The 24994-nt window shown below is 70.6% G+C and carries 28 protein-coding genes and 2 pseudogenes; 12 read left to right on the top strand and 18 right to left on the bottom strand.

What is annotated here, in order from left to right; genetic code table 11:
• Positions 1–18: 18 nt before the first annotated feature.
• Together ABT186_RS35810 and ABT186_RS35805 are read right to left on the bottom strand one after the other, a co-directional pair.
• Positions 19–1059 carry an NUDIX hydrolase gene (locus ABT186_RS35810; protein WP_351235030.1) on the bottom strand — a complete coding sequence of 347 codons (1041 nt, stop codon included), beginning with the start codon at positions 1057–1059 and terminating at the stop codon, positions 19–21.
• Positions 1060–1256: 197 nt separating this feature from the next.
• Complete coding sequence (locus ABT186_RS35805) at positions 1257–1451, bottom strand: hypothetical protein (RefSeq protein WP_351235029.1); 195 nt, start codon at positions 1449–1451, stop codon at positions 1257–1259.
• A 244-nt stretch (positions 1452–1695) separates the two neighbouring features.
• On the opposite strand from ABT186_RS35805, the gene ABT186_RS35800 reads away from it, so the two are divergent.
• The gene (locus ABT186_RS35800) at positions 1696–2691 is read left to right on the top strand and encodes a phospholipase D-like domain-containing protein (protein ID WP_351928612.1); all 996 of its coding nucleotides are present in this window, start codon (positions 1696–1698) and stop codon (positions 2689–2691) included.
• 220 nt (positions 2692–2911) lie between these two features.
• On the opposite strand, the gene ABT186_RS35795 is transcribed toward ABT186_RS35800, so the two are convergent.
• On the bottom strand, positions 2912–3865 hold the full coding sequence (locus tag ABT186_RS35795) for an ROK family protein (RefSeq protein WP_351928620.1): 954 nt from the start codon (positions 3863–3865) through the stop codon (positions 2912–2914).
• A gap of 221 nt (positions 3866–4086) precedes the next feature.
• On the opposite strand from ABT186_RS35795, the gene ABT186_RS35790 reads away from it, so the two are divergent.
• Together ABT186_RS35790 and ABT186_RS35785 are read left to right on the top strand one after the other, a co-directional pair.
• Positions 4087–5151, top strand: coding sequence for a LacI family DNA-binding transcriptional regulator (locus tag ABT186_RS35790; protein ID WP_351235025.1), 1065 nt, complete (start codon positions 4087–4089; stop codon positions 5149–5151).
• Between the two features lie 7 nt (positions 5152–5158).
• Positions 5159–5932 carry a hypothetical protein gene (locus ABT186_RS35785; RefSeq protein ID WP_351235023.1) on the top strand — a complete coding sequence of 258 codons (774 nt, stop codon included), beginning with the start codon at positions 5159–5161 and terminating at the stop codon, positions 5930–5932.
• 58 nt (positions 5933–5990) lie between these two features.
• Here the strand turns inward: ABT186_RS35785 and ABT186_RS35780 are convergent, their stop codons facing one another.
• Complete coding sequence (locus ABT186_RS35780; RefSeq protein WP_351928610.1) at positions 5991–7295, bottom strand: DUF6986 family protein; 1305 nt, start codon at positions 7293–7295, stop codon at positions 5991–5993.
• A 220-nt stretch (positions 7296–7515) separates the two neighbouring features.
• On the opposite strand from ABT186_RS35780, the gene ABT186_RS35775 reads away from it, so the two are divergent.
• A complete protein-coding gene (locus ABT186_RS35775) occupies positions 7516–8424 on the top strand; it encodes an endonuclease/exonuclease/phosphatase family protein (protein WP_351928608.1) in 909 nt (302 codons plus the stop codon).
• A gap of 60 nt (positions 8425–8484) precedes the next feature.
• On the opposite strand, the gene ABT186_RS35770 is transcribed toward ABT186_RS35775, so the two are convergent.
• The 5 genes and pseudogenes from ABT186_RS35770 to ABT186_RS35750 form a co-directional block, all read right to left on the bottom strand.
• Positions 8485–9447, bottom strand: coding sequence for an electron transfer flavoprotein subunit alpha/FixB family protein (locus ABT186_RS35770; RefSeq protein WP_351928606.1), 963 nt, complete (start codon positions 9445–9447; stop codon positions 8485–8487).
• A gap of 56 nt (positions 9448–9503) precedes the next feature.
• Positions 9504–10289, bottom strand: a complete 786-nt coding sequence (locus ABT186_RS35765) for an electron transfer flavoprotein subunit beta/FixA family protein (protein WP_351928604.1) — start codon at positions 10287–10289, stop codon at positions 9504–9506.
• Positions 10290–10482: 193 nt separating this feature from the next.
• Entirely contained in the window at positions 10483–10992 is a 510-nt protein-coding gene (locus ABT186_RS35760) for a flavin reductase family protein (RefSeq protein ID WP_351233092.1), read from the bottom strand.
• A gap of 81 nt (positions 10993–11073) precedes the next feature.
• The gene (locus tag ABT186_RS35755; RefSeq protein ID WP_351928618.1) at positions 11074–11154 is read right to left on the bottom strand and encodes a putative leader peptide; all 81 of its coding nucleotides are present in this window, start codon (positions 11152–11154) and stop codon (positions 11074–11076) included.
• 129 nt (positions 11155–11283) lie between these two features.
• Positions 11284–11696, bottom strand: a pseudogene (locus ABT186_RS35750) (TlpA family protein disulfide reductase).
• A gap of 237 nt (positions 11697–11933) precedes the next feature.
• Here ABT186_RS35750 and ABT186_RS35745 point away from each other — a divergent pair.
• Positions 11934–12662 (top strand): lysophospholipid acyltransferase family protein, encoded by a 729-nt coding sequence (locus ABT186_RS35745; RefSeq protein ID WP_351233096.1) that lies wholly within the window; start codon positions 11934–11936, stop codon positions 12660–12662.
• 6 nt (positions 12663–12668) lie between these two features.
• On the opposite strand, the gene ABT186_RS35740 is transcribed toward ABT186_RS35745, so the two are convergent.
• The 5 genes from ABT186_RS35740 to ABT186_RS35720 form a co-directional block, all read right to left on the bottom strand.
• Entirely contained in the window at positions 12669–13361 is a 693-nt protein-coding gene (locus tag ABT186_RS35740) for a B3/B4 domain-containing protein (RefSeq protein ID WP_351233098.1), read from the bottom strand.
• A gap of 8 nt (positions 13362–13369) precedes the next feature.
• Positions 13370–13963, bottom strand: a complete 594-nt coding sequence (locus tag ABT186_RS35735; RefSeq protein WP_351233099.1) for a transglutaminase domain-containing protein — start codon at positions 13961–13963, stop codon at positions 13370–13372.
• A gap of 84 nt (positions 13964–14047) precedes the next feature.
• Complete coding sequence (locus ABT186_RS35730; protein WP_351233101.1) at positions 14048–15118, bottom strand: threonine aldolase family protein; 1071 nt, start codon at positions 15116–15118, stop codon at positions 14048–14050.
• A complete protein-coding gene (locus ABT186_RS35725; protein WP_351233133.1) occupies positions 15115–15861 on the bottom strand; it encodes an SDR family NAD(P)-dependent oxidoreductase in 747 nt (248 codons plus the stop codon). Before ABT186_RS35725 ends, ABT186_RS35730 begins: the two co-directional genes overlap by 4 nt.
• A 35-nt stretch (positions 15862–15896) precedes the next feature.
• Complete coding sequence (locus ABT186_RS35720) at positions 15897–17294, bottom strand: DUF6421 family protein (protein ID WP_351233103.1); 1398 nt, start codon at positions 17292–17294, stop codon at positions 15897–15899.
• A 378-nt stretch (positions 17295–17672) separates the two neighbouring features.
• Here ABT186_RS35720 and ABT186_RS35715 point away from each other — a divergent pair, with 378 nt between their 5' ends.
• A complete protein-coding gene (locus tag ABT186_RS35715; protein ID WP_351233105.1) occupies positions 17673–18356 on the top strand; it encodes a glycerophosphodiester phosphodiesterase in 684 nt (227 codons plus the stop codon).
• A gap of 48 nt (positions 18357–18404) precedes the next feature.
• Here the strand turns inward: ABT186_RS35715 and ABT186_RS35710 are convergent, their stop codons facing one another.
• A complete protein-coding gene (locus tag ABT186_RS35710) occupies positions 18405–18953 on the bottom strand; it encodes a GNAT family N-acetyltransferase (protein ID WP_351928602.1) in 549 nt (182 codons plus the stop codon).
• A 72-nt stretch (positions 18954–19025) separates the two neighbouring features.
• Here ABT186_RS35710 and ABT186_RS35705 point away from each other — a divergent pair, with 72 nt between their 5' ends.
• Both ABT186_RS35705 and ABT186_RS35700 read left to right on the top strand, forming a co-directional pair.
• Positions 19026–19418 carry a VOC family protein gene (locus ABT186_RS35705; RefSeq protein ID WP_351233109.1) on the top strand — a complete coding sequence of 131 codons (393 nt, stop codon included), beginning with the start codon at positions 19026–19028 and terminating at the stop codon, positions 19416–19418.
• Positions 19419–19480: 62 nt separating this feature from the next.
• Positions 19481–20254 (top strand): VOC family protein, encoded by a 774-nt coding sequence (locus ABT186_RS35700; protein WP_351233111.1) that lies wholly within the window; start codon positions 19481–19483, stop codon positions 20252–20254.
• Here the strand turns inward: ABT186_RS35700 and ABT186_RS35695 are convergent.
• The gene (locus ABT186_RS35695; protein ID WP_351928600.1) at positions 20233–20925 is read right to left on the bottom strand and encodes a carbohydrate-binding protein; all 693 of its coding nucleotides are present in this window, start codon (positions 20923–20925) and stop codon (positions 20233–20235) included. The genes ABT186_RS35700 and ABT186_RS35695 overlap by 22 nt on opposite strands.
• A 103-nt stretch (positions 20926–21028) precedes the next feature.
• A pseudogene (locus tag ABT186_RS48115) lies at positions 21029–21268 on the bottom strand (FUSC family protein); the annotation flags it as partial.
• 137 nt (positions 21269–21405) lie between these two features.
• Here ABT186_RS48115 and ABT186_RS35690 point away from each other — a divergent pair.
• From ABT186_RS35690 to ABT186_RS35675, 4 genes are all read left to right on the top strand, one after another.
• A complete protein-coding gene (locus ABT186_RS35690) occupies positions 21406–21960 on the top strand; it encodes a DUF5134 domain-containing protein (protein WP_351233113.1) in 555 nt (184 codons plus the stop codon).
• Positions 21961–22074: 114 nt separating this feature from the next.
• Complete coding sequence (locus tag ABT186_RS35685) at positions 22075–23010, top strand: M56 family metallopeptidase (RefSeq protein WP_351233115.1); 936 nt, start codon at positions 22075–22077, stop codon at positions 23008–23010.
• A 69-nt stretch (positions 23011–23079) separates the two neighbouring features.
• Positions 23080–23787, top strand: coding sequence for a phosphatase PAP2 family protein (locus ABT186_RS35680; protein WP_351233117.1), 708 nt, complete (start codon positions 23080–23082; stop codon positions 23785–23787).
• Positions 23788–23820: 33 nt separating this feature from the next.
• Positions 23821–24519 (top strand): HAD family hydrolase, encoded by a 699-nt coding sequence (locus tag ABT186_RS35675; protein WP_351928598.1) that lies wholly within the window; start codon positions 23821–23823, stop codon positions 24517–24519.
• A gap of 13 nt (positions 24520–24532) precedes the next feature.
• Here the strand turns inward: ABT186_RS35675 and ABT186_RS35670 are convergent, their stop codons facing one another.
• A complete protein-coding gene (locus ABT186_RS35670; RefSeq protein WP_351233121.1) occupies positions 24533–24778 on the bottom strand; it encodes a DUF2630 family protein in 246 nt (81 codons plus the stop codon).
• Between the last annotated feature and the right edge of the window lie 216 nt (positions 24779–24994).

Genomic DNA, 24994 nt, shown 5'->3' with positions numbered 1-24994 from the left:
GATTCCATGCGTCCCATCTCAGCCGACCGGGACGCCCGCCTCCAGATAGAGCGCCGCGCCACGTTCACGCGCCCGCAGCGCCCAGCGCAGCCGCTCGTAACGCACAGGCGGAAGGAGACCGGCCGCTTCCTCCTCCGTGACGAACCGCCAGTCGCGCAATTCGGGCCCGGGCAGCAGGAGGCGGCCGGCTTCGGCGCTGTCGAGACGGCCGCCGTCGAAGAGGAGACGCAGCCCGCCGTAGCCGGGCGGTGCGGGCGACTCCCAGTCGACGACGAGAAGCCGGGGCACCTCGTCGAGCGTGATACCGGTCTCCTCGGCGACCTCGCGCATACCTGCGCGGGCGGGCGCCTCTCCGCGTTCCACGACACCGCCCGGGAACTCCCAGCCGGCCTTGTAGGTGGGGTCGACGAGCAGCACGCGGTCCTGCTCGTCGAAGAGGAGCACACCGGCGGCGATGGTCTCGGCGGTCGGCTCGGGGGTCTGCACGATGTCGCAGACGGGGGCGTCGCCGGTGCGGACGGCCTCGGCGATCCGCTGGGCGGTCTCGTACGGGGTGAGGGCGCTGGTGTCGACGGGGTGCGCGTCGGCGGTCAGCCAGGCGGCGAGGGCGGTGCGGTAGGACTCGATGTGGTCGTACGACCACTGGCGGATCCGCATCTCGCCGTCGGGGAGGTCGGGCGGGACCTCCCGGCCGGCTATGCGCTCGCGCAGGATCGTTTCGGCCGGGGCGAGCAGGACATGGCGTACGGGGATGCGGCGGGCGGCGAGGCCGCCGAAGATCTCGTCGCGGTACTCCTGGCGCAGCAGGGTCATCGGAACCACGAGGACTCCGCCGAGCTCCGCGAGCATCGCGGCGGCGGTGTCGATCACGAGCCGTCGCCAGATCGGCAGGTCCTGGAAGTCGCCGACCTCGGCGAGGCGTTTGGGCGGGAGCAGGTGCGTGAGCGCTCCGCCGATGACCTCGGGGTCGAAGAGCGTGCTGTTCGGGATCAGCTCGATCAGTTCCCGTGCGGTGGTGGTCTTCCCCGCACCGAACGCACCGTTGATCCAGACGATCACGGTTCCCCCTCTTCTGTTGGCCCCCTGAGGCTTGCCCGCTCCACCCTGCCACGGAAACCCGTCGCTGATGAGGGCGCGTCCCGGGGCCGGCGTGGCGTCACCGGGCAGCACTGCGACGCCGCTTCCCCGGCCGTCCACACGCCGCGGCGCCGGTACCCCTGCTGTCCGGGGCCCGGCGCCGCGACTTCGGCTCCCCCTCAGCCGTTCTGCCCCAGGGCGTCCTCGTCCATGGCGAGGCTGTCCTGGCTGATGGTGTGGTCGACGGTGCTGAGGGTGTCCTTGACGTTCAGATCGCCGAGCGTGTCGTGGTCGGCACCGTGGGAGGGGGTGACGGCGGCCACGACGAATCCGGTGGCGAGGGAGGCGAGGGCGAGCATGCTGCGCTTCTTCATGCCCTGTTCAACTGCGGAACCGGTCTGGGGTCACGGGCGGAATCGACGCTCCGCACCCTAGGAGGCATCGGCCGCACCCAGGGTTCATGGGCATGTCACGCTCAGGGGCAATGCGCGTAAACCGTGCCCTGCCACACTCCCGGACGCCACCCTCCCGCAAGGCACGACCTGTCCCGGCCGGCGACTCCACCGCACCTTGGGTGTCCGCCGGCTTCGCGCTCCTCGTCATCGCCGGGAGATCCGAATGCTCCGCACGCTTGCGCGTCGCGCCGCCCTGACCATCGCCGCCTGCGCCACCGCGGCCGTCACCACGTTCGCCACCGGCACGGCCCAGGCCGCCGGCACCTACTCCCTGCTCACCTTCCCGGACCAGAGCCACACGGCTGTCTACGACTTCATCAACTCGGCCACGACGTCGATCGACATGACCATGTACGAGCTGCGTGACACCACCGCCGTCACGGATCTGGTGAACCGCAAGAAGGCCGGCGTGAACGTGCGCGTGATCCTGGACGCCGCCCACACCTCGGTCAACGGCTCCGCGTACAACACCCTGAAGGCGAACGGTGTCGGCGTCACCTACTCCTCCTCCCGCTTCGTCTACACCCACCAGAAGACCATCACCGTCGACGGCGCCAAGTCGCTCATCATGACCGGCAACCTCGACTCCACCTACTACGCCGGCGACCGTGACTACGGCGTCTTCGACAGCGACACCGCGGACGTCGCAGCGATCGAGCAGGTCTTCAACGCCGACTACGCCAAGACCTCCATCACCCCCTCCGACGGCGACGACCTGGTCTGGTCCCCGACCGACTCCCAGAACCGGCTGCTCGCCCTGATCAACGGCGCACAGCACTCGCTCGACGTCGAGCAGCTCGAGTTCGGCGACACCGCGCTGGTCAACGCGATCGTCGCGGCCGAGAAGCGCGGGGTGACGGTCCGCGTGGTCGGCATGAACCCCGACAGCTACCAGAGCAACTTCCAGAGCGTGGTGAACGCCGGAGGCAAGGTCGTGACCTACGACGGCCAGACCGGTCTGTACATCCACGCCAAGGCCATCGTCGCCGACAACGGCACCGCCACCGCGAAGGTGTTCGCAGGGTCGGAGAACTTCTCCGACAACTCGCTCAACCACAACCGGGAGTTGGGCCTGATCATCAACGACTCGGGCGTGCTCGGCGGTGTCGAGTCCGCCTTCAACTCCGACTTCGCGGGCGGAACTCCGTTCGGCGGCTGATGTGCCGGGCGGCCCGCCATGCCCGTATGGCGGGCCGCCCAGCCCCCCTGCCCTGTCGTCAACCCCGGCGTCGGCCTCGCGATGAAGTACCGCTGCAGCAGCAGGAAGACAAGGATCGTGGGCAGAATTCCGGGCCGACGGCGGAGAGCTCGCCTCGACGCGAAGCCGAGTTGCTGAGCATGGGGGACGAACTGCCCCAACTCCCGTCGTCCTGCGGGAGCTACACCCCCGCCGCCGTCGTGTCCGTCCTCTTGGTGAACGTGGCCGCCGCCGCGCCAACCAGGCCCGCGTCCGTGCCCATCAGCGCGGGCGTCACCTTCAGACGCTGCACGAAGGACAGCGTGGCGTAGTCGGCCAGAGACTTGCGCAGGGGCGTGAAGAGGACGTCACCGGCCTTGCCCACTCCCCCGCCGATGACCGCGATGTCGATCTCGACGAGCGTCGCGGTCGCGGCGATCCCGGCGGCGAGCGCCTGAGCGGCACGCTCGAAGGAGGCCACGGCCACCGGGTCGCCCGCCTGCGCGGCGGCGGCCACGGCGGCGGCCGAGGTGTCGCCGTCCGGACCCGGCTGCCAGCCGCCCTCAAGCGCGCGGCGCGCGTTGTTCGGCCCGCTCGCGATGCGCTCGACGCAGCCGCGCGAGCCGCACGGGCACGGATCGCCGTCCAGGTCGACGCTGATGTGCCCGATGTGGCCCGCGTTGCCGGTCGGGCCCGGGTGCAGTCGCCCGCCCAGGACGAGACCGCCGCCGACGCCTGTCGACACCACCATGCACAGCGCGTTGTCGTGGCCACGGGCCGCGCCCTGCCAGTGCTCGGCGGCCGTGATGGCCACGCCGTCGCCGATCAGCTCGACGGGCAGGCCTCCGGTCGCCGCCCGGACCCGCTCGACCAGCGGATAGTCGCGCCAGCCCGGGACATTGACCGGGCTCACCGTGCCCGCGGAGGCATCCACCGGCCCCGCGCTGCCGATGCCGACCGCACCCGCCCGGCCCCAGAGGGGGGATGCGGTCAGCTCCCCTATGACGTCCTCCACGGCACCCATCACGGTGTCGCCGTCCTCCTGCGCGGGCGTCGCGCGCTGTGCGCGCAGCAGGATGCGGCCGTGGCCGTCCACCAGCGCTCCGGCGATCTTTGTGCCGCCGATGTCGAGCGCGGCCACCAGGTCGGTGTGCATCAGTGTCAGATCTCCCAATGCTTCAGTTGTACCGTTCCCGACGTTCGGCGGCCGCCGACGCGGGGTCCGGGCGTCCGGCCCGGACCGGGCAGGAGGCGCCCCTGGGGGAAGGCGCAGGCCGGAGATTGCGGTGGACAGTCTCTCCCGCATCTGACAACGTTGTCCAGGCTCTATGCTCGACGCCACATCCTCATACAACCCCATGGACCGACGCACCCCCCGTGGACGACAGGACAGGACAGCGCATCGTGCCCGACACCGCCCGCCGACCCGAGAACCGCTACGGCAACCGTCCGACCATGAAGGACGTGGCAGCACGAGCCGGGGTGGGCCTGAAGACGGTCTCACGCGTCGTCAATGGTGAGCCCGGGGTCACCCCGGACACCGAGCGCCGGGTCCAAGAGGCCATCGACGCACTGGGGTTCCGCCGCAACGACAGCGCGCGGGTATTGCGCAAGGGCCGCACCGCGAGCATCGGACTCGTCCTGGAGGATCTCGCCGATCCGTTCTACGGGCCGTTGAGCCGCGCGGTCGAGGAGGTCGCCCGGGCCCACGGCGCCCTGCTGATCAACGGCTCCAGCGCGGAGGACCCGGACCGCGAGCAGGAGCTGGTGCTGGCGCTGTGCGCGCGCCGCGTGGACGGGCTGGTCGTCATCCCGGCCGGTGACGACCACCGCTATCTGGAGCCCGAGATCAAGGCGGGCGTCGCCACGGTGTTCGTGGACCGCCCCGCTGGGAAGATCGACGCCGACGTGGTGCTGTCCGACAGCTTCGGGGGTGCCCGCGACGGGGTCGCGCACCTCATCGCGCACGGCCACCGCCGGATCGGCTTCATCGGCGACATGCCCCGCATCCACACCGCGGCCGAGCGGCTGCGCGGCTACCGTGCCGCCATGGAGGACGCCGGCATACCCGTCGAGGACTCCTGGATGTCCCTCGGCGTCACCGATCCCGGGCGGGTGCGGCGGGCCGCCGAGCAGATGCTCACGGGTCCCGTCCCCGTCACCGCGATATTCGCGGGCAACAACCGCGTGACGGTCACCGTCGTCCGTGTCCTCGCCGAGCGCCCCCGCCCCGTGGCCCTCGTCGGCTTCGACGACTTCGAGCTCGCCGACCTCCTCAGGCCCGCTGTCACGGTCGTCGCCCAGGACGCCGCCGCGCTCGGGCGCACGGCCGCCGAGCGCCTCTTCCGCCAGCTCGACGGCACGCTGATCACCCCGGAACGCATCGAACTCCCCACCCGGCTGATCACCCGCGGCTCGGGCGAACTGCCGCCCGCCGACTGAGGAGCCCATGGACGACCGCACCCTGGAGGCTCTGGGCCTGGCCGAGGCACCGCTCGACCATCCCCTCGCCTATCCGGGCGCCTGGCCCGAGGAGTCCGGACTCCTGAACGGCAACCGCCTGTTACCCCTCGACCGCCTCGTGCACGAGGACCGCGTCCCGGTCCTCGCGGTCGGCTCCAACGCCTGCCCCGGCCAACTGCGCCACAAGATGGACGAGTCCGGGATCACCTCGCCCATTCCCCTGGTGAAGGCGCGGGTCACCGGCGTCGACGTCGGTGTTTCGGCGCATGTGAGCCTTCTGGGATACGTGTCCGCGTCGCCGTTCCACGCGCCGGGCACCGCAAGGGAGTTGTTCGTCACCTGGCTCGACGCGGAGCAGCTGGACGTGATCGACGCCAGCGAGGGCGTCGGGGTGCCGTCGGGGCCGTACCACCGGGCCTGGCTTCCCTCCTCCGCCGTATCGGTGGAGCTGGAGTCCGGCGAGCTCCTCCCGGGGGTGTATGCGTACGTCAACCGCGTGGGCGTGCTGCGCAACGGCGACGGAACTCCGCGCCGGCATCCGGGCGAACGCCTCCTGCTCACCGACCTCCTGCTCGAATCACCGCGGCTGCGTGCACTGTTCGGGGCCACGCCGGAGGAGTTCTGCGCCCGGGCACGCCTGAACCGGGAGCTGTGCGCGGCGGGCACGCGTCTGTTCGTCAAGGAGAAGCTGGTGATGGCCTCGGGGCTGGAGGGGTACGTCCGAGAAGGGCGGACCGACAGCCCCACAATCGGCGCCTGACTGCCGCCGCCCCCGGGACAGGCGTCGCCCGCGAAGACCTCCGTATCGCCGGGGCCCGTCACTTGGCCGAGGCCGTCAGATCCCCCCGCCTCGGTGCCGCGAAGCCCTCCAGGTCCGCCCGGGTCAGCCCGGTGGCCCTGGCGACCTCCGCGATGTCGAGGGCACCGCAGTCGAGGCCCCGCAGCAGATAGCCGCTGAGCGCCTTCGCGGTCGCCGGCTCGTCCATCACATCGCCGCCGGTGCGGTTGGCGTAGCGGGCCAGCCGGGCCGCGGCCTGTTCGAAGCCCTCGCGGTAGAAGGCGAAGACGGCCGCGTACCGGGTCGGGAGATGGCCGGGGTGCATGTCCCAGCCCTGGTAGTAGGCGCGGGCCAAGGCGCGGCGGGTGAGCCCGTAGTGGAGCCGCCAGGCGTCGTGGACCTTCTCGGTCGGGCCGATCGGCAGGACATTCGTGGAGCCGTCGGAGAGGCGTACGCCGGTGCCCGCGGCCGCGACCTGCATGATCGCCTTGGCATGGTCGGCGGCCGGGTGGTCGCTCGCCTGGTACGCGGCGGACACGCCGAGGCAGGCGCTGTAGTCGAAGGTGCCGTAGTGCAGTCCGGTGGCGCGGCCCTCGGCGGCCTGGATCATTCGGGCGACGGTCGCGGTGCCGTCGGCGGCGAGGATGGCCTGGCTGGTCTCGATCTGGATCTCGAAGCCGATCCGCCCTGGCTCGAGCCCGCGCGCCTTCTCGAACTCCTCCAGCAGCCGCACCATGGCGGTGACCTGCTCCGGGTAGGTCACCTTCGGCAGTGTGAGCACCAGGCCGTCCGGGAGACCCCCGGCCTCCGCCAGTCCCGTCAGGAAGATGTCGAGCGTGCGGATGCCGCGGTCCCGTACCGGTGCCTCCATGCACTTCATGCGAATGCCCATGCAGGGGGCGGCCGTTCCCTGCGCGTACGCCTCCGCGATGAGCCGGGCCGCGCGGGCGGCCGCCTCGTCCTCCTCCGCGTCCGGGCGCGGCCCGTAGCCGTCCTCGAAGTCGACGCGCAGGTCCTCGATCGGCTCGCGCTCCAGCTTCGCGCGCACGCGGTCGTGCACGGGTCCGGCCAGGTCGTCCGCCAGACCGAGGACGGCGGCCAACGAAGCGGCGTCCGGGGCGTGTTCGTCGAGGGCGGCAAGAGCCTGGTCGCCCCAGGAACGGATCGTGTCCGCGGCGAAGACATCACCGGGGACGTAGACCGTGTGGACGGGCTGGCGCGTGCCGGGGTCGCCTGGGTACAGGCGCTCCAGTTCGCGGTCGACCGGGGCGAGGGAGGCGCTGACCTCCTCGGTGACGGCGCCCGCGAGGCTCGTGGTCACCCTCTCCTGCTGGCCCTGCCCCATCCCGCACCCTCCTGTTTTCCGCTTCACGGAATCAACAATCCGTAGAATGAAGCTATCGGCGGCTCCCGCTACAGGTCAACACCCTCTTGCGCGCCAGGAGCTCCTCCCCTTCCATGGAGGGACACTCCCCACCTTTGCCATGTTCACGCCCATCTCATACGGCTCTGTCACACTCCGGGGCGCACGGCGCGTCCGGCACCCGCCACAGAAGGAGCCTCCTGTGTCCCACCACAGCCGGGTCACTCGCCGTCTGGGCCTCAAGACCGCCGTGGCCGCCGCGGTCACCCTGCCCCTGTCCAGTACAGCACTGTCCCTGCAGCACGCCTCGGCGGCGGACCGGCACGACCGTCACCTGGAGGTCATGACGTTCAACCTGCGCCGCGCGGGCTCCGCCAAACCACCCGACAGCTGGGCCGTGCGGCGCCCGGTGATGCGCACACTGTTACGCCGTGAGCGGCCGCACGTCCTCGGCACCCAGGAGGGCCTCTACGCCCCGGTGCGCGACATCGCGGCCGACCTCGGAGCCGACTACGCCTGGATCGGCACGGGACGCGCGGGCGGCAGCCGCGACGAGTTCGTCACCGTCTTCTACGACACGCGGCGGCTCGCCCCGGTCGAGTACGACCACTTCTGGCTTTCCGACACTCCCGACGTGATCGGCTCGAACACCTGGGGTGGTGCCTGCACCCGCATGGTCACCTGGGTCCGCTTCCGCGATCTGCGCCGCGAAGGGCAGGAGTTCTACGTCCTCAACACCCACCTGGACAACGCGAGCCAGTACGCACGCGCGCGTGCCGCCGGCCTCATCGCCCACCGCATCTCCCGACTCGACCGCTCCCTGCCGCTCGTGGTGACCGGCGACTTCAACGCAGCGGCCCACAAGAACCCCGTCTACGACACGATGCTCGGTGCCGGTCTCGTCGACACCTGGGACACGGCGGTGGAGCGCACCGAGCTCTACGGCACCTTCCACGGCTACCGTCCGCTGAAACCGTACGGCGACCGCATCGACTGGATCCTGGCCACTCCCGGCGTGCGGGCGCACTGGGCGTCGGTCAACTCCTTCTCGCTCGACGGGCAGTTCCCGAGCGACCACCTGCCGGTACAGGCGTCGCTGACCCTGGGATGAGGAAAAGCCTCCGTGACCGCGTCTGCGGTCACGGAGGCCTCGTACAGCCGGTGAGGATGCTCAGCCCTTGCGGGCCTTGATCTCCTCGGTCAGCTGCGGGACGACGTCGAACAGGTCGCCGACCACGCCGTAGTCGACCAGGTCGAAGATCGGGGCCTCGGCGTCCTTGTTGATCGCCACGATCGTCTTCGAGGTCTGCATACCGGCACGGTGCTGGATCGCACCCGAGATGCCGGAGGCGATGTACAGCTGCGGAGAGACCGACTTGCCGGTCTGGCCGACCTGGTTGGTGTGCGGGTACCAGCCCGCGTCCACCGCGGCACGCGACGCACCGACGGCCGCACCGAGGGAGTCGGCGAGCGCCTCGATGATCGCGAAGTTCTCGGCACCGTTGACACCACGGCCACCGGAGACCACGATCGCGGCCTCGGTCAGCTCCGGACGGCCCGTCGACTCACGCGGCGTACGGGCGGTCACCTTGGTGCCGGTCGCCTTGTCGGAGAAGGACACCGACAGGGCCTCCACGGAACCGGCGGCCGGGGCCGACTCCACCGGGGCCGAGTTCGGCTTGACCGTGATGACCGGAGTGCCCTTGGAGACACGGGACTTGGTGGTGAAAGAGGCGGCGAACACCGACTGGGTGGCCACCGGGCCCTCGTCGCCGGCCTCGAGGTCGACGGCGTCGGTGATGATGCCGGAGCCGATCCGTACCGCGAGACGGGCGGCGATCTCCTTGCCCTCCGCGGAGGAGGGGACCAGAACGGCGGCCGGGGACACCGCCTCGTAGGCGGCCTGCAGGGCGTCCACCTTCGGGACGACCAGGTAGTCGGCGTACTCTGCGGCCTCGTGCGTGAGCACCTTCACCGCGCCGTGCTCGGCGAGCGTGGCGGCGGTGTCGGCGGCGCCGTTGCCCAGCGCGACGGCGACGGGCTCGCCCAGGCGGCGGGCCAGGGTCAGCAGCTCCAGGGTGGGCTTGCGGACGGCACCGTCCACGTGGTCGACGTAGACGAGAACTTCAGCCATGGGAATGGATCTCCTTGCGGATTGCGAAGTCTGAGGGGCGGTCAGGCTGAGGAGCCCTAGATGAACTTCTGGCTCGCGAGGAACTCAGCGAGCTGCTTGCCGCCCTCGCCCTCGTCCTTGACGATCGTGCCCGCGGTGCGCGCCGGACGCTCGGCCGCGGCCTCGACCTTCGTCCACGCACCGTCGAGACCGACCTCCTCGGCCTCGATCTCCAGGTCGGACAGGTCCCAGGACTCCACCGGCTTCTTCTTGGCCGCCATGATGCCCTTGAAGGACGGGTAACGCGCCTCACCCGACTGGTCGGTCACCGACACGACCGCCGGAAGCTGGGCCTCCAGCTGCTCGGAGGCGGTGTCGCCGTCGCGGCGGCCCTTGACCGTGCCGTCCTCGACGGAGACCTCGGACAGCAGGGTCACCTGCGGAACACCCAGGCGCTCGGCCAGCAGCGCCGGTACGACACCGGCGGTACCGTCGGTGGAGGCCATGCCGGAGATCACCAGGTCGTAGCCGGCCTTCTCGATCGCCTTGGCCAGCACCAGGGAGGTACCGATGATGTCCGTGCCGTGCAGGTCGTCGTCCTCCACGTGGATCGCCTTGTCGGCACCCATGGACAGGGCCTTGCGCAGCGCGTCCTTGGCGTCCTCCGGGCCCACCGTCAGCACGGTGACCTCGGCGTCGTCCGCGTTCTCGGCGATCTGCAGCGCCTGCTCGACCGCGTACTCGTCCAGCTCGGAGAGCAGACCGTCCACGTCGTCCCGGTCGACGGTCAGGTCATCGGCGAAGTGCCGGTCGCCAGTGGCGTCGGGCACGTACTTCACAGTGACAACGATCCTCAAGCTCACGCCGGCTCTCCTACTGCATCGTCATTTCTGGGCTGCCTTCTTGCAGGCAGCATAGGCGCCTGAAGCGGCCGATCCCGGTCGGGGCGACCCCGCGCTCCGAACGAAATATTACTCGCCAGTACACCCACTGAATGCCCGCTAAGCAAGCGCTTTGAACTGTGACCTTGGCAACGCTGTGTAACCGGCCAGTAGGTCAGTCGCGCAGACCGTTGAAGCGCCCCTGGTGGTACAGCAGCGGGCGTCCGACGCCCGAAGGATCACCGAGGACGACCTCGGCCAGGACGATGCGATGGTCTCCCGCGGGCACACGTGCCACCACGCGGCAGACCAGCCAGGCGAGCACGTCGTCGAGGACGGGAACGCCCTCGGGGCCCTCACGCCAGCTGGTGGGCGCCCCGAAACGGTCCGCTCCGCTCTTGGCGAAGGTGAGGGCCAATGCTTCCTGGTGCTCGCCGAGTATGTGCACGCCGACGTGCTCGGCCTCGGAGACGGCGGGCCAGCTGGAGGCGCCGACGCCGATACCGAACGAGACGATCGGGGGTTCGGCGGAGACGGAGGTGAGGGAGGTGGCGGTGAAGCCGACCGGCCTGCCGCCCATTTGGGCGGTGATCACGGCGACTCCCGCCGCATGCCGGCGGAAGACGGAGCGCAGCAGGTCAGGGGATGCGAGCTGAGGGGTGCCGAGGTCGGGGGTGGCCGTCATGGAGTTGTCCTTCTTCGAGAGGTGACGTGGGGGTCCCGCCCGCTCGAGCGAAGTCGAGAGTGGGGGAGGATCCGTGGGTGCTCAGCACGCCGGACAGCACGCACTCGCGGTGCGGGCCAGGTCCACGTGGACACGCTCGAAGAGAAGGAGTTCCAGGGGCATACAGTCAGGCTGACGATACGTGGTGCGTGCAGTCAAGTGCGTCCCGGCATCTGGGAGATGTGTCACCGGCTGCCTCACGGTCACCTCGCAGGCTGGAGTACGGGCTGCGCCCATCCGGCGGAGGGGGCGTCAGACGGCCTCGCCGAGCGCGGCAATGACGTCCGCTTTGCGCGGCTGCCCCGCCGCACGCCGCACGATCCGACCGTCCGCGTCCAGGACGAGCACGGTCGGTGTCTTCTGGATGTCGAGCGCACGGACGAGTTCGAGCCGCTGCTCGGCGTCGATCTCCACATGGGCGACACCGGGCACCATCCCGGCCACCTCCGTGAGGATCCGGCGTGTCGCCCGGCAGGGGGCGCAGAAGGCGCTGGAGAACTGGACGAGCGTGGCCCGTTCACCCAGCCCCTGGCCCAACTCGGCCGCACCGATCCGCAGTCCGTCGTCGCGCCCGCGCACTCTCACTCTCCCGCTCCGCCGCCGGTGCAGCACTCGTACGCGCTCGCCGGTGCGAGCACGGCCAGGCACACCACGAGTCCGGTCATCATCCGATCCAGCATTCATGCGGCTGCAAAGATTCCCGCCTCCACGGTTCGCCGGGGGACGAAAACCCCGAAGTGGTCCGAACGGATTGACGTGACGAGGATCTCGCCGTTCAAAGGCACCAGGACTGGCCCCCCGTCCGTTCTTGGGGCACGATCTGCGACAGGCCGTAAACCTACGGCTGCGTAACTTCCCGCCGGGAGTCCCTTCCCAGGCAAAGAGAAGGGTCCGTCCCGTCCATGGCTGAGCTTGTCTACCGTCCCGTCGTCGGTCTCGCCCTCACGATGTTCAAGGCCTGGGACCTGAAGATCGACTGCAAGGGATCGGAGAACATCCCGAGCTCGGGCGGCGCGGTCCTGGTGAGCAACCACATCAGCTACCTGGACTTCATCTTCAACGGACTGGCGGCGCTCCCGCAGAAGCGTCTGGTGCGCTTCATGGCCAAGGAGTCCGTCTTCCGGCACCGGATCTCCGGCCCGCTCATGCGCGCCATGAAACACATCCCGGTGGACCGCAATCAGGGCGAGGCGGCTTACGCGCACGCGCTGGACTCGCTGAAGTCGGGCGAGGTCGTCGGGGTCTTCCCGGAGGCGACCATCTCGCAGTCCTTCACCCTGAAGAGCTTCAAGTCGGGTGCCGTGCGCCTGGCCCAGGAGGCGGGCGTCCCGCTGGTCCCGATGGCCCTGTGGGGCACGCAGCGGCTGTGGACCAAGGGCCACCCGCGCAACTTCAAGCGCAGCCACACCCCGATCACGATCCGGGTCGGCGAGGCGATCGAGGCCTCGCGCGACACCTACGCGGGCGCGCTCACCCGCCAGCTGCGCGGGCGCGTCCAGGAGCTGCTGGAGGCCGCACAGCGCGCCTACCCGGTCCGCCCCAAGGGCCCGGAGGACACATGGTGGATGCCGGCCCACCTCGGCGGCACGGCACCGACCCCGGAGCAGCTGCGCGCCGCCGAGGCGCTCTGACGTACGTCAGACGGGGGCGTGGACGGTCACCCGCGCCCCGGGGCTGAACTTCTCCAGCAGTTCGGCGAGTTCCGCGCCGGCCGTCTCGACGTCGGCCACCGGCATCGGAGCCAGGCTCTCCAGCAGGAAGAGCGCCGAGGTGGACTCCTCGGTGAGCCGGGTGCGCGGCCCCTGGCGCCAGTTCCAGCGGCGGCAGGTCACGCCGGCTTCGTCACGCCAGACCACCTCGCCCGCGTCGGGATGCTCGACGCTCTCCTCCCCCGCCGCGACCGTCATGAACTCCTCCTGCCCCGTGGCCCGCACGAGGCGCATTCCGCCCTGGATGCGGTCGAGGTCCTCGCCGCCGACCGGGATCAGATGGGCCACGCTGATCGCGTTGTAGACGTCGACGAGGACGTTGATCCGGGGCAGACCGGCGTCCGTGAGGGACCGCTTCGCGAGCGCCTCGGCGGAGTTGCGGGTACGGGACGGCTTGGCGCCGAAGGCCGTGTAAGCCGCACGCCAGGCCGCCATGTGCGGGTCCTCGTGCGGGGCGCGTCCGTCCAGTCGTGCGGCGAGCCGACGGGCCGCGTCGTCGAGCAGCGCAGAAGTGGCGTCGGTGCTGGGCCCGTTGACGAGTCCGTGCGCCTCGATCGCGACATGGGTGAAGGCGGGCGCGAGGGCGCGCACCTCGTCGGACACGGTCAGGGTGAGAGTCATCGCCTGCCTCAGAGTGCGGTGGGAAGCGTCTGCCAGAGGGACGGCCGGTCGGGCGCGGCCCGGAGGGCGCTCACGACGGCCGGGTGTGGTTCAGCATACAGGACCGGATAGTCCATCTCATTGGACTTCTCGTCAGGGATCCAGGCGAGCCGCTCGCCGTCGAGGGAGAACCGGGCGTCGACGCCCGGTTTGTTGCCACGCGGGTCCTGCCGATGCCAGGCGCCGTTGAACCGCACCGCAACCAGACCGTGCACGGCATGGCCACTGCCGTCGTCATGCGCCAGCCGCTGATAGCAGAGAGCGGCGGGGATGTCCTCGGCACGCAGCAGGGCGGCCAGCGCATGCGCCTTGGCATAGCAGATGCCGGTGCGCTGTTCGAGGACGTCGGAGGCGCGCCAGGTGACCCGCATGTCGCCGCTGTCGGCGGAGTGCGGAATGGTGTCACGGACGAATTCAAAGGCCGCTCGCGCATAGGCATACGAGTCCGGCACACTCTCCGCCAGACGGGCAGCCGCCCCCCGCACCAGCGGATGGTCATGGTCGACGACCTCGTCGGCAGCCAAATAAGCGGACAGGTCGGAAGTTTCCTGGATCAGCTCCATGCCTGTAGAGCATAGAAATGCGATCACCCGAGAGTCAATGACTTTTCAGGCGATCGCATATCTATGCATAGCTCCATGTGAAGGTCAGCGAGCCATCTCCTCCTTGAGCGCCGCCACGAACCGGTCCACGTCCTCCTCGGTCGTGTCGAAGGCGCACATCCAGCGGACGACGCCGGCGGCCTCGTCCCAGAAGTAGAAGCGGAATCGCTTCTGCAGACGTTCGCTCACATCGTGCGGGAGGCGGGCGAACACCCCGTTGGCCTGCACGGGGTAGAGGATCTCCACCCCGTGCACGGCGCGGACGCCCTCCGCCAGCCGCTGGGCCATCTCGTTGGAGTGACGGGCGTTGCGCAGCCACAGGTCCTTGGCGAGCAGGGCCTCCAGCTGCACCGACACGAAGCGCATCTTCGAGGCCAGCTGCATGGACAGCTTGCGCAGATGCTTCATATGACTGACGGCGTCCTGGTTGATGACGACGACCGCCTCGCCGAACAGCGCGCCGTTCTTCGTCCCGCCCAGGGAGAGGATGTCCACGCCGACCGCGTTGGTGAACGTCCGCATCGGCACGTTCAGGGAGGCGGCCGCGTTGGCTATCCGGGAGCCGTCCAGGTGCACCTTCATGCCGTGCGCGTGGGCGTGCTCGCAGATCGCTCGGATCTCCTCGGGCGTGTAGAGGGTGCCCAGTTCGGTGCTCTGGGTGATCGAGACGACCTGCGGCATCGCACGGTGCTCGTCCTCCCAGCCATACGCCTGCCGGTCGATCAGCTCGGGCGTGAGCTTGCCGTCGGGCGTGGGCACGGTGAGCAGCTTGAGGCCGCCCATGCGCTCGGGGGCGCCGCCCTCGTCGACGTTGATGTGCGCGCTCTCGGCGCAGATCACCGCGCCCCAGCGGTCGGTGACCGCCTGGAGCGCGACCACGTTCGCACCGGTGCCGTTGAAGACCGGGAAGGCCTCCGCCGTGGCACCGAAGTGGCTGCGGATGATCTGCTGGAGGTGCTCGGTGTAGTCGTCCTCGCCGTACGCGACCTGATGGCCGCCATTGGCCAGCGCCAGGGCGGCCAGCACCTCCGGATGGGCCCCGGCGTAGTTGTCACTGGCGAAACCGCGGACCTCCGGGTCGTGATGGCGACGCGCGTCGGTCTTGGGAGGGTTCACGGCTTCTCGGTCAGCCACAGACGGTTTCCGTTCACTTCGGCGGCGGGCTTCTCCCAGACTCCGACGAGGGCCTCGGCCAGGTCCTTGACGTCCGTGAAGCCCGCGAACTTCGCGTTGGGGCGTTCCGCGCGCATCGCGTCGTGCACCAACGCCTTCACCACCAGGATCGTAGCCGCGGACGTCGGGCCCTCCTCACCCCCGGCCTTGCGGAAGTAGTCGGCCAGGGCCAGCGTCCACGCCTCGGCTGCCGCCTTGGCCGCGGCGTACGAGGCGTTGCCCGCGGTGGGCTTGGTCGCGCCCGCCGCGCTGATCAGGACGTACCGGCCGCGGTCGCTGCGCTGCAGCGCCTCGTGGAAGGCGAGGGAGGTGTGCTGCACGGTGCGGATGAGCAGCAACTCCAGGAAATCCCAGTCGTCGAGGCTGGTCTTGGTGAAGGTCTCGCTCCCACGCCAGCCACCGACGAGGTGGACCAGGCCGTCGACCCGGCCGAAGTCCTTCTCGATGTGGGTGGCCCAGTCGCGGGTGGACTGCAGGTCGAGCAGGTCCACCGTGTCCCCGGTGACGGTGGCGCCGCCGTGCGCGTAGCGCGCCGCGTCCACGGCCTCCGCGAGCCGCTCCGGGTCGTTGTCCGAGCCGACGACGGTCGCCCCCGCCTCGGCAAGCCGAAGCAGCGCCGCCCGGCCGGCGGGTCCACCCGCACCGGCCACCGCGATCACCGCACCGCTGAGAGCCCCGTTCCGCATGGTCTTCGCCTCCTGAGCCGTGGTGATGCGGTCGCTCACGCGGCGACCCGCTCGGCGCTCCCGGCGGTGATCCCCTTGGTGGAGGCGATCACGTTCTTCAGTTTCTTCTGGAGCGCCTCATAGAACATGCTCAGGGGAAACTCGTCCGGAAGCACGTCGTCCACGAGCTTACGCGGCGGCTGCGTCAGATCGAGGGCGTCCGGGCCCTTTGCCCAGCGGGAACCCGGGTGCGGGGCGAGGTACGCCGAAACCAGCTCGTACGCCTTGAACCAGTGGACGAGCTTGGGGCGGTCGATGCCCTCGCGGTACAGCTGCTCGATCTCGGCGCAGAGCTGGTTGGTGATCTGCGGGGCGCGCTGCCAGTCGATGTGCAGCTTGTTGTCGGTCCAGCGGACGACGTCGTGCTGGTGCAGGTACGCGAAGAGCAGCTGGCCGCCGAGGCCGTCGTAGTTGCGGACGCGCTCACCGGTGACCGGGAAGCGGAACATGCGGTCGAACAGCACCGCGTACTGTACGTCACGGCCCTGCGGGAAGCCGTCGGCCTCCAGCTTCACGGCCTCCTTGAAGGCGGTGAGGTCGCAGCGCAGCTCCTCCAGGCCGTACATCCAGAACGGCTGGCGCTGTTTGATCATGAACGGGTCGAACGGCAGGTCTCCGCGGCTGTGGGTGCGGTCGTGGACCATGTCCCACAGCACGAAGGCCTGCTGGCAGCGCTCCTGGTCGTGGACCATGGCGGCGATGTCCTCGGGCAGCTCGAGGCCCAGGATGTCGACGGCGGCCGCGGTGACCCGGCGGAAGCGGGCGGCCTCGCGGTCGCAGAAGATGCCGCCCCAGGAGAAGCGCTCGGGGGCCTCGCGCACGGCGATGGTCTCCGGGAACAGGACGGCCGAGTTGGTGTCGTAGCCCGCGGTGAAGTCCTCGAAGGTGATACCGCAGAACAGCGGGTTGTCGTAGCGGGCGGCCTCCAGCTCTGCGAGCCAGTCCGGCCAGACCATGCGCAGGACGACCGCTTCGAGGTTGCGGTCCGGGTTGCCGTTCTGCGTGTACATCGGGAAGACGACCAGGTGCTGCAGCCCGTCCCGGCGGTCCGCGGCGGGCTGGAAGGCCAGCAGCGAGTCGAGGAAGTCGGGCACCTTGAAACCCTCGTCGGACCAGCGGCGCAGGTCCTTCACGAGCGCCTCGTGGTAGGCGGCGTCGTGGGGCAGCAGGGGGGAGAGCTTCTCGACGGCGTGCGCCACCCGGCGTACGGCCAGCTCGGCGTCCGCGGGGTCCGGCGCGCCCTCGGCGTCGAAGTCGATCGAGCCGTCCTTGGACTGCCAGGGCCGGATCTGTTCCACGGCATCCTTGAGCGAGGGCCAAGCCGGGTGATCCACCACCCTGCCCTGCGAAGGAACCTGCTCCTCCGTACCCGCCTGCACAAGAATTTCCGTCATGACCCATCCTTCACGGGAGAACCTCGCGTAAGGACACCGTATGCATATGTGGTTTCTCCCAGCAAGTAGAGGATCGGGAAATTATCCTGTGAGGCTCCACCTTCACCGCACTTTTTCCTGCCGGACACGGGATGGGCAGTGATTTCCGTCATACTCCGCCAAGCATGCACAAGCGGGTCAACACGCGCGTGACGCGCCCACGCGGGGGTGACACACACTCGGCCGTGCTGTCCGGATTCACGCCGTACCGTGCGCCCATTGCCCCGTGTACGAACGGGTTCAGCTCGCAGCCGGACCATTAGGCTGCGGCCGTGCCGCGCGGGTACTGGAGCGCCGAGCGCGGCAGCCGAGCCGCCGTCGACGGAAGCGAGTTGAACCTTGAACTTCCTCACCATCGGTCATCGCGGAGTCATGGGTGTCGAGCCCGAGAACACCCTCCGGTCCTTCGTCGCCGCCGAGCGCGCGGGCCTCGACCTGATCGAACTCGATCTGCATCTGAGCAAGGACGGCGCGCTCGTGATCATGCACGACGCCGATGTGGACCGTACGACGGACGGCACGGGGCCGATCGCCGAGAAGACACTCGCCGAGCTCCGCACGCTCGACGCGGGCCGCGGTGAGCACATCCCCGTCTTCGAGGAGGTCCTGGACGCGGTACGGGCGCCTCTGCAGGCGGAGATCAAGGATGTGGCGGCGGCGCGGGCGCTGGCCGAGGTGATGCACCGGCGGGACCTGGTCGGCCGCGTCGAGGTGTTGTCGTTCCACGACGACGCGATCGCCGAGATCGCCCGGCTCGTACCGGGCGCGCGGACCGCGCTGGTCGCCAGCCGCTACGGCCCCGACGTCGTCGAGCGCGCCGTCGACGCCGGGGCCGGAACCGTCTGCCTCAACATCCGCCGGCTGACCCTCGAGGTCGTCGAGCACGCGCGCAAGGCCGGCCTGAGGATCATCGGCTGGGTCGTCAACACCCAGGACCATCTGCGACTCGTCCGCGCACTGGAGCTGGACGGCGCGACGACCGACTACCCGGAAATCAAGCGCACCGGCCGTTTCACCGCGTGACCGGCCGGGCGCACCGCAAGCACGCCGGACAGGGCGCCGCGCCGGGGCTCAGACCAGCGGCTTGACCAGCAGCTCGAACTGCAGGTCTTCGCGCTGCGGGATACCGAAGCGCTCGTCGCCGTACGGGAAGGGGGTCATCCGTCCCGTACGGCGGTAGCCGCGCCGCTCGTACCAGGCGATGAGGTCGTCCCGTACGGAGATCACGGTCATGTGCATCTCCGAGACGCCCCAGGTCGCACGGACTGTCCGCTCCGCCTCCGCGATGACCGTCTTGCCGAGGCCCGCCCCCTGGAGGTCGGGGCTGACCGCGAACATCCCGAAGTAGGCGTGATCGCCGCGGTGTTCGAGCTGGCAGCAGGCGATGACCACACCGTCGCGTTCGACGGTGAGCAGCCTGCTGTCGGGCGACTTGATGACCGCGAGCACGCCCTCGGGGTCGGTCCGCTGCCCTTCGAGGATGTCCGCCTCGGTGGTCCAGCCGACCCGGCTGGAGTCGCCACGGTACGCCGACTCGATGAGCGCGACCAACGCGTCGACGTCCCCGTCCGTCGCGTCGCGGAAGGTCAGGCCGGTCGTGGCGGTGGCGGCGGTGTCCATGGGCGGCTTCTCCAATTCGGTGGCGCGGCGCAAACATCGACGAGGGTAACGCTCGCACTAGGCTCCGCATGTATGGTCCACGTCCTGAGCAGCCGCACCCTCCTGCGTCCCACCGATCCGGAGCGCTCCCGCGCCTTCTACGGCGAGAAACTGGGGCTCCCGGTCTACCGGGAGTTCGGTACGGGGCCGGAACGGGGGGTCGTGTACTTCCTCGGCGGCGGCTTCCTGGAGGTGGCGGGCCGCGGCGAGGTTCCGCCCTCCCCCGCGCTGAAACTCTGGCTGCAGGTGCCGGACGTGGCGGCCGCACACAAGGAGCTGACCGGTGCCGGGGTCGCGATCGTACGGCCTCCCGTGAAGGAACCGTGGGGTCTGATCGAGATGTGGCTCGAGGACCCGGACGGCACCCAGATCGTGCTGGTCGAGATCCCGGCCGACCATCCCCTGCGGTACCGCCCGGGGATCTGATGGCCCCCGGGCGGACGCGGGCTTAGCCTGCTGAGAGGGGCACGAGTGGCGGGAGGCAGCCCATGAAGCTCGAGAAGCCGGTGACGGGTGGCCCCTGTTGGACGGAGCTGGGGACCAGCGATCTGGAGGCCGCCAAGCGGTTCTATGCCGAACTGTTCGGCTGGCGGCCGGAGACCGACCCCCGGCAGGAGGCAGGCGGCTACACGGTCGCGCACCTCGGCGACGCGGCGGTCGCCGCCCTCACACCGCTGTACCAGGAGTCGCAGCCGGTCGCCTGGAACGTGTCGTTCCAGGTCGCCGACGCGGACGCGGCGGCCGCTGCGGTGCAGTCGGCCGGCGGCACGCTGGTCCTCGGACCGATGGACGTGTTCGACGTGGGCCGTTTCGCGGTGGCGCTCGACCCGGGCGGCGCGGCCTTCCAGATGTGGCAGCCCAGGGCGTTCGCCGGTGCGGGGCTGTTCAACGCGCCGGGTTCGCTCGGCTGGGTGGAGTTGCTCACCCGAGACCCGGACAGGGTCACCGACTTCTACACGACGGTCTTCGGCTGGACCGTGAACCCTTCCGAGAACTACACCCAGTGGGGCATCGACGGCGCCGACTTCGGCGGCATGCTCACGATGGGCGACCGGTTCCCGCCCGAGGTGCCGTCGCACTGGCTGCCGTACTTCGCGGTCGAGGACGTGGACGCCATGACGTCCGCCGCGACGCAGGCCGGCGCGAACGTCCTGATGGAACCGACGTCGGTCCCGGACGGCCCGCGCATCGCCGTTCTGAAGGACCCGCAGGGCGCGGTGTTCGGCATCTACGCGGCAGGTCAGGAGGGCGGGTCCGAGTGACGGTCAGGCGGTGTGGTGCCGGTCAGAGAGCTCCGGTCAGCGGCATGACCGTCACCTGGTCGATGACGGGTGCGTACGCCGAGCGCCGGCCGTAGGGATTGCAGGTGTCGCCGTCGTGGTCGGGGAGTTCGTCGGCGGTGAACGTCAGCGTGTTCACGCCCTCCGTCAGTGTCACCGGGACGGTGAGGTCCCGGAAGGCGTGCGCGTTGGGCTGCGGCCCCGTTCACCGAGAGGTCGGCGTGGCGGCAGAGCGGGTCGGAGTTGTAGTGGGTGGCCGGGGCCTGTTCGCCGTTCGAGTAGCGGATCGTCAGCGCGTACCGGCCGCTGTGCCCGGCGGTGACGCTGAGCCCGAGTGCGTTCGCCGGGCCCCGGCCGATGCCGTCGACCGCCTTGCCGCCCATGGCGAGCGGGTACGCGCCGGTCACCCTGGCGTCGCCCGTCACGCTGCCCTCCTTCGCCGGGAACACCGTGGTCATGAGACGTCCCTGCCCGGGTCCCGCACTCAGCCGGTCCAGGACCAGCCGGTCCGACGTGGCCGTCACCGTCACCTTGTTGACGCCGCCCGCCAGGAACAGCGCCGTCCCGTCCCGGCCGAGCGGGGCGGCCTCCTCGCCGTTGACGGTCAGGGTGCCCTCGATCTCGCCCTCGCCCAGTTGACCGACCGTCAGCATCGCCTCCCGTCGGTCTCCGCGTGCACCCAGAACGTCGTAGTCCCGCCACGCGGCAGCACAGCGGCTCCTGGGCCGGAGGCTCCGGGGTGCCCGGGCGCAAGGTGGCGCGCACCACGCGCTCTCCCGGCAGGGCGCGTTGCCACCACTCGCCGGCCGCGGCGTCGGCCGTGGCACGCAGCTCCACGACGGCGGCGGCCGGACCGCGACGTGCGGCCTCCAGGGCTCCCGGCTCGGGCCGCTCCACGGAGGCGACGACTGCCGCACGCTCACGGGCCCGCTCCATGGCGGCGAGGGCATGCTCGATGCAGTCGCCGGCGCGCCGGTCGGTGACGGCGATGACGGCGATGACGGCGATGACGGCGATGACGGCGATGCTGCACCCCCCGCGCCCCCGTGTACCCCTGTGCGCTCGCTTGCGCACCGTCCGTGACGGGCATGCCCCCTGCGTCCGTCCGAGACCGTCGAGCGGGGAGGTGCGCGGTGCACGGACCGGCTTCGCCCGGCTGGCTGCTCGTCGCGCTGTGCGCGGCGACCGGGGCCTACTGTCTGCTGCGGATGCGCAGCGCCGTCGAGGAACAGCGCCGGGCCGCGGGCGGCGAGGCGCTGATGGGGTTCGGGATGGCGGTGATGGCCGTTCCCGCGGCGGTCGCGGCGCCGCCGCGCTGGGCCTGGATCGCCTATGCGGTGGTCTTCGGTGGGGCGGCGGTGCGGGCGCTGTGGGCGGTCCGCTCGAGCGCCCATCATCTGCACCATCTGGTCGGCGCGCTCGCGATGGTCTACATGGCTGCGGCGATGGCCGTCTCCCCCGGGCACCACGGGCATGGCGGGCACAGTGGCGTCCCCCTGCTCACCGGGGTGCTCCTCGTCTACTTCGCGGTCTACGTGCTGTGGTCCGGGGTACGGCTGGTGCCGGTCACGGCGGTGGCCACGGCCGGAGGCGCGCGCGCCGTCGGCTGGGGCGACCGGCCCGAACTCGCGCGCGCCTGCCGCCTGTCCATGGCCATCGGCATGCTGGCGATGCTGCTCACGCTCTGACACCCGGTGGCGTCTCGCACACCGGCGGCCACGGCTGTACGAAACCGTGGCGTACGTCACTTTGCCGTAACAGTACGTACCCCGTGGCGCCGCCCGGCTCATAGGCTTCGGCCCATGATGGTCCCCGCGGCACTGCTGCTGCTCGGCGCCCTGACCGCCGTCCTCGCTCCGCGGCTGCTCGCCCGGGCGGACTGGCCGGACCGAGAACCGGTAGTCGCCCTGTGGGTGTGGCAGTGCGTGGTGGCGGCCGTCCTGGTGTGCTGCGCGCTGTCGATGACGCTGAGCGCGGCCGCCGCCTGGGTGGCCGTGCGGGGCCATGTGTTCGCCTCCGCGCCGCACTCGGTGGTGGACGCCTACGCGCTGAGCACCGGGAGCCCCTGGGCCGCGACGACCGCCGTGGCGCTGGCGTGCGGCGGGGTGTGGAGCGCCGCGATGCTGGTCCGGGAGGTCACCCGGGCGCGGGCGCGACGCCGGCAGAGCCGGGCCGAACTGCTCGTGCGGGCCCCGCTGTTGCCGGGCGAGGACTCAGCCGGCGACGGGCTGGTGGTCCTGGAGGGGGAGCGCTCTGACGCCTGGTGGCTGCCCGGCCCCACACCCCAACTGGTCATCACCACGGCCGCGTTGCGCCGGCTCAAGGGCAAGCAGCTGGACGCGGTGCTCGCCCATGAGCAGGGGCACGCGCGGGCCCGGCACGACTGGCTGCTGCACTCCTCGACCGCGCTGGCCAACGGATTCCCGCAGGTGCCGGTCTTCGCCGCGTTCCGCGACGAGATGCACCGGCTGGTCGAACTCGCCGCCGATGACATGGCGTCGCGCCGCTACGGCCGCCTCACGACCGCGCTGGCGCTGGTGGAACTCAACGAGGGCCGGGGTGTGTTCGGGCCCTGCCCCACCCCGCAGGCCCATGTCCCGCAGCGCGTCCACCGCCTCCTCACCCCTCCGGACCGGCTGCCTGCAGCGCACCGGCTGCGGCTGACAGCGACCGCGGCGCTGGTGCCGGTGATTCCGGTGCTGGTGGCGTTCGTGCCGGGGCTGCGGGCCCTGGGATAGCCCACCGGGCAACGGAGTCGGCGCCGCCCCTTGCCGCCACGGTCCCCGCGCATCGGCGAGGATCGCCGTATGCACCTCACACCCGTCGGCTCACCGCCCCACCGGCCGCGCCCGCGGGCCGCGGCGCTCACCGCCGTGTTCCTGGCCATCGCGTCGGGGCTGCTCCTGGTGCTGGTCGCCGCCTCCTGGCATCCGCTCATCGCCCTGGACGGCGACATCGCGCGCACCACGCACCGCTGGGCGGTCGGTCACCGAGGGATCACGCACACGTGCCGCGTCCTGACGGACTGGGTGTGGGACCCGGCGACCATGCGCATCCTGTGCGCGGCCGCCGTGGTCCTGCTGCTCTGGCGGCACCGGGCGTGGTGGCTCGCACTGTGGGTGGCGGCGACCTGCGCGTCGGCCGCACTGGTGCAGAACTCCCTCAAGGCGGCCGTCGGCCGTGCCCGCCCCGTGTGGCCCGACCCCGTCGACTCGGCCCACAACGCGGCCTTCCCCTCCGGCCACGCTATGACGGCGACGGTGGTCTGCGGCCTGCTGCTGTGGCTCCTCCACCGGTACGGCGCAGGGCGCGTCCTGTGGAATACGGCGCTCGTGGTGGCCATGGTGTCCGTCCTGGGCGTAGGGGTGACCCGCGTCTGGCTCGGTGTGCACTGGCCGTCGGACGTGGCGGGCGGCTGGCTGCTCGGGGCCCTGCTGGTCGCACTCGCGGTGGCGTCGTACGAACGGTGGCACGGACCGGTACAGGACGCGGAGCCGCGCGAAGGACGTTCTTGACCCGTGGGCAGCGCGTCACGAAAGATCGGCCCCATGGCGATCAAAGGCGTGCTCTTCGATTTCTCCGGGACCCTCTTCCGCATCGAACCGACCGAGTCATGGCTGCGCGCGGTGCTCGCGGAGGCCGATGTCACCCTGCCCGAGCCGGAGTTGGTCCGCAGAGCCGAACAACTGGAGACCGCGGGTGCGCTGCCCGGGGGCGCCTTCCCCGCGGAGCCGGTTCCCGACGACCTCGCCCCTCTGTGGGCGGTCCGGGACCGCAGCGCCGAGGAACACCGGGCCGCGTACACAGGCCTCTCGCGTCAGGTACCCCTGCCGGATCCCGGACTCCACGACGCGCTGTACGCCCGCCACATGACGCCCGCCGCCTGGCGGCCCTACCCCGACACGGTCGAGGTGCTCGGCCAACTGCGCGGGCGCGGCGTCGCCGTCGGCGTGGTCAGCAATATCGGCTGGGACCTGCGCCCTGTCTTCCGCGAGCACGACGTCGACCAGTACGTGGACACGTACGTCCTGTCGTACGAACACCGCATCCAGAAACCCGACACCCGGCTGTTCGCCCTCGCCTGCGACGCGCTGGGCATCGCCCCGCAGGACACGCTGATGGTCGGCGACGACCGCCGCGCGGACGGTGGTGCGGCGGATCTGGGCTGCGCGGTGCACTTCGTGGAGCACCGGCCGGTGACCGAGCGCCCGGACGGGCTCCGTCCCGTGCTGGACCTGATCGGCTGAGCCGCCCGGGCGCTCAGCTCTGGTAGCCCTCGACCTGCGACGAGGGGCGAACCCGGGCGTCGTCCGGGTTCTCGCCGAACTCGGCCTTCGCGCGGCGCTGGCGCAGCAGGTCCCAGCACTGGTCCAGCTCGCGTTCCAGCTGGCCGAGGCGCGCGTGTTCCGTCTCGCTGTCGATCCGGCCGGACGACAGCGCGTCCCGCAGACCGCGCTCCTCGTCCACCATCGCCGTGATTCTGGCCAGGATCTGCTCTTGATCCATGTCCGTATGCCTCCTCGGGGACTCGTGCCCACTCTAGGGACGGTTCCACGGCTCTGCGACACCTGTGCAGGAAGCAGGCTGAACCATTGCTTGGTCACGGAGAACAGCGGAGACGACGTGTACGACCCGATGGCACCGGCGACCGCCCTGGACCATCCCCCGCGTGGCCCAGGGCAGACACCACCCAGACCCGGCCCCGCCGGATCCGGGACGCGT

The organism is Streptomyces sp. NPDC001634, assembly GCF_040298185.1.
In the GTDB taxonomy this organism is placed as follows: domain Bacteria; phylum Actinomycetota; class Actinomycetes; order Streptomycetales; family Streptomycetaceae; genus Streptomyces.
The sequence above is the reverse complement of the archived record's forward strand: the minus strand, read 5'-3'. Positions and strand labels throughout refer to the sequence as shown.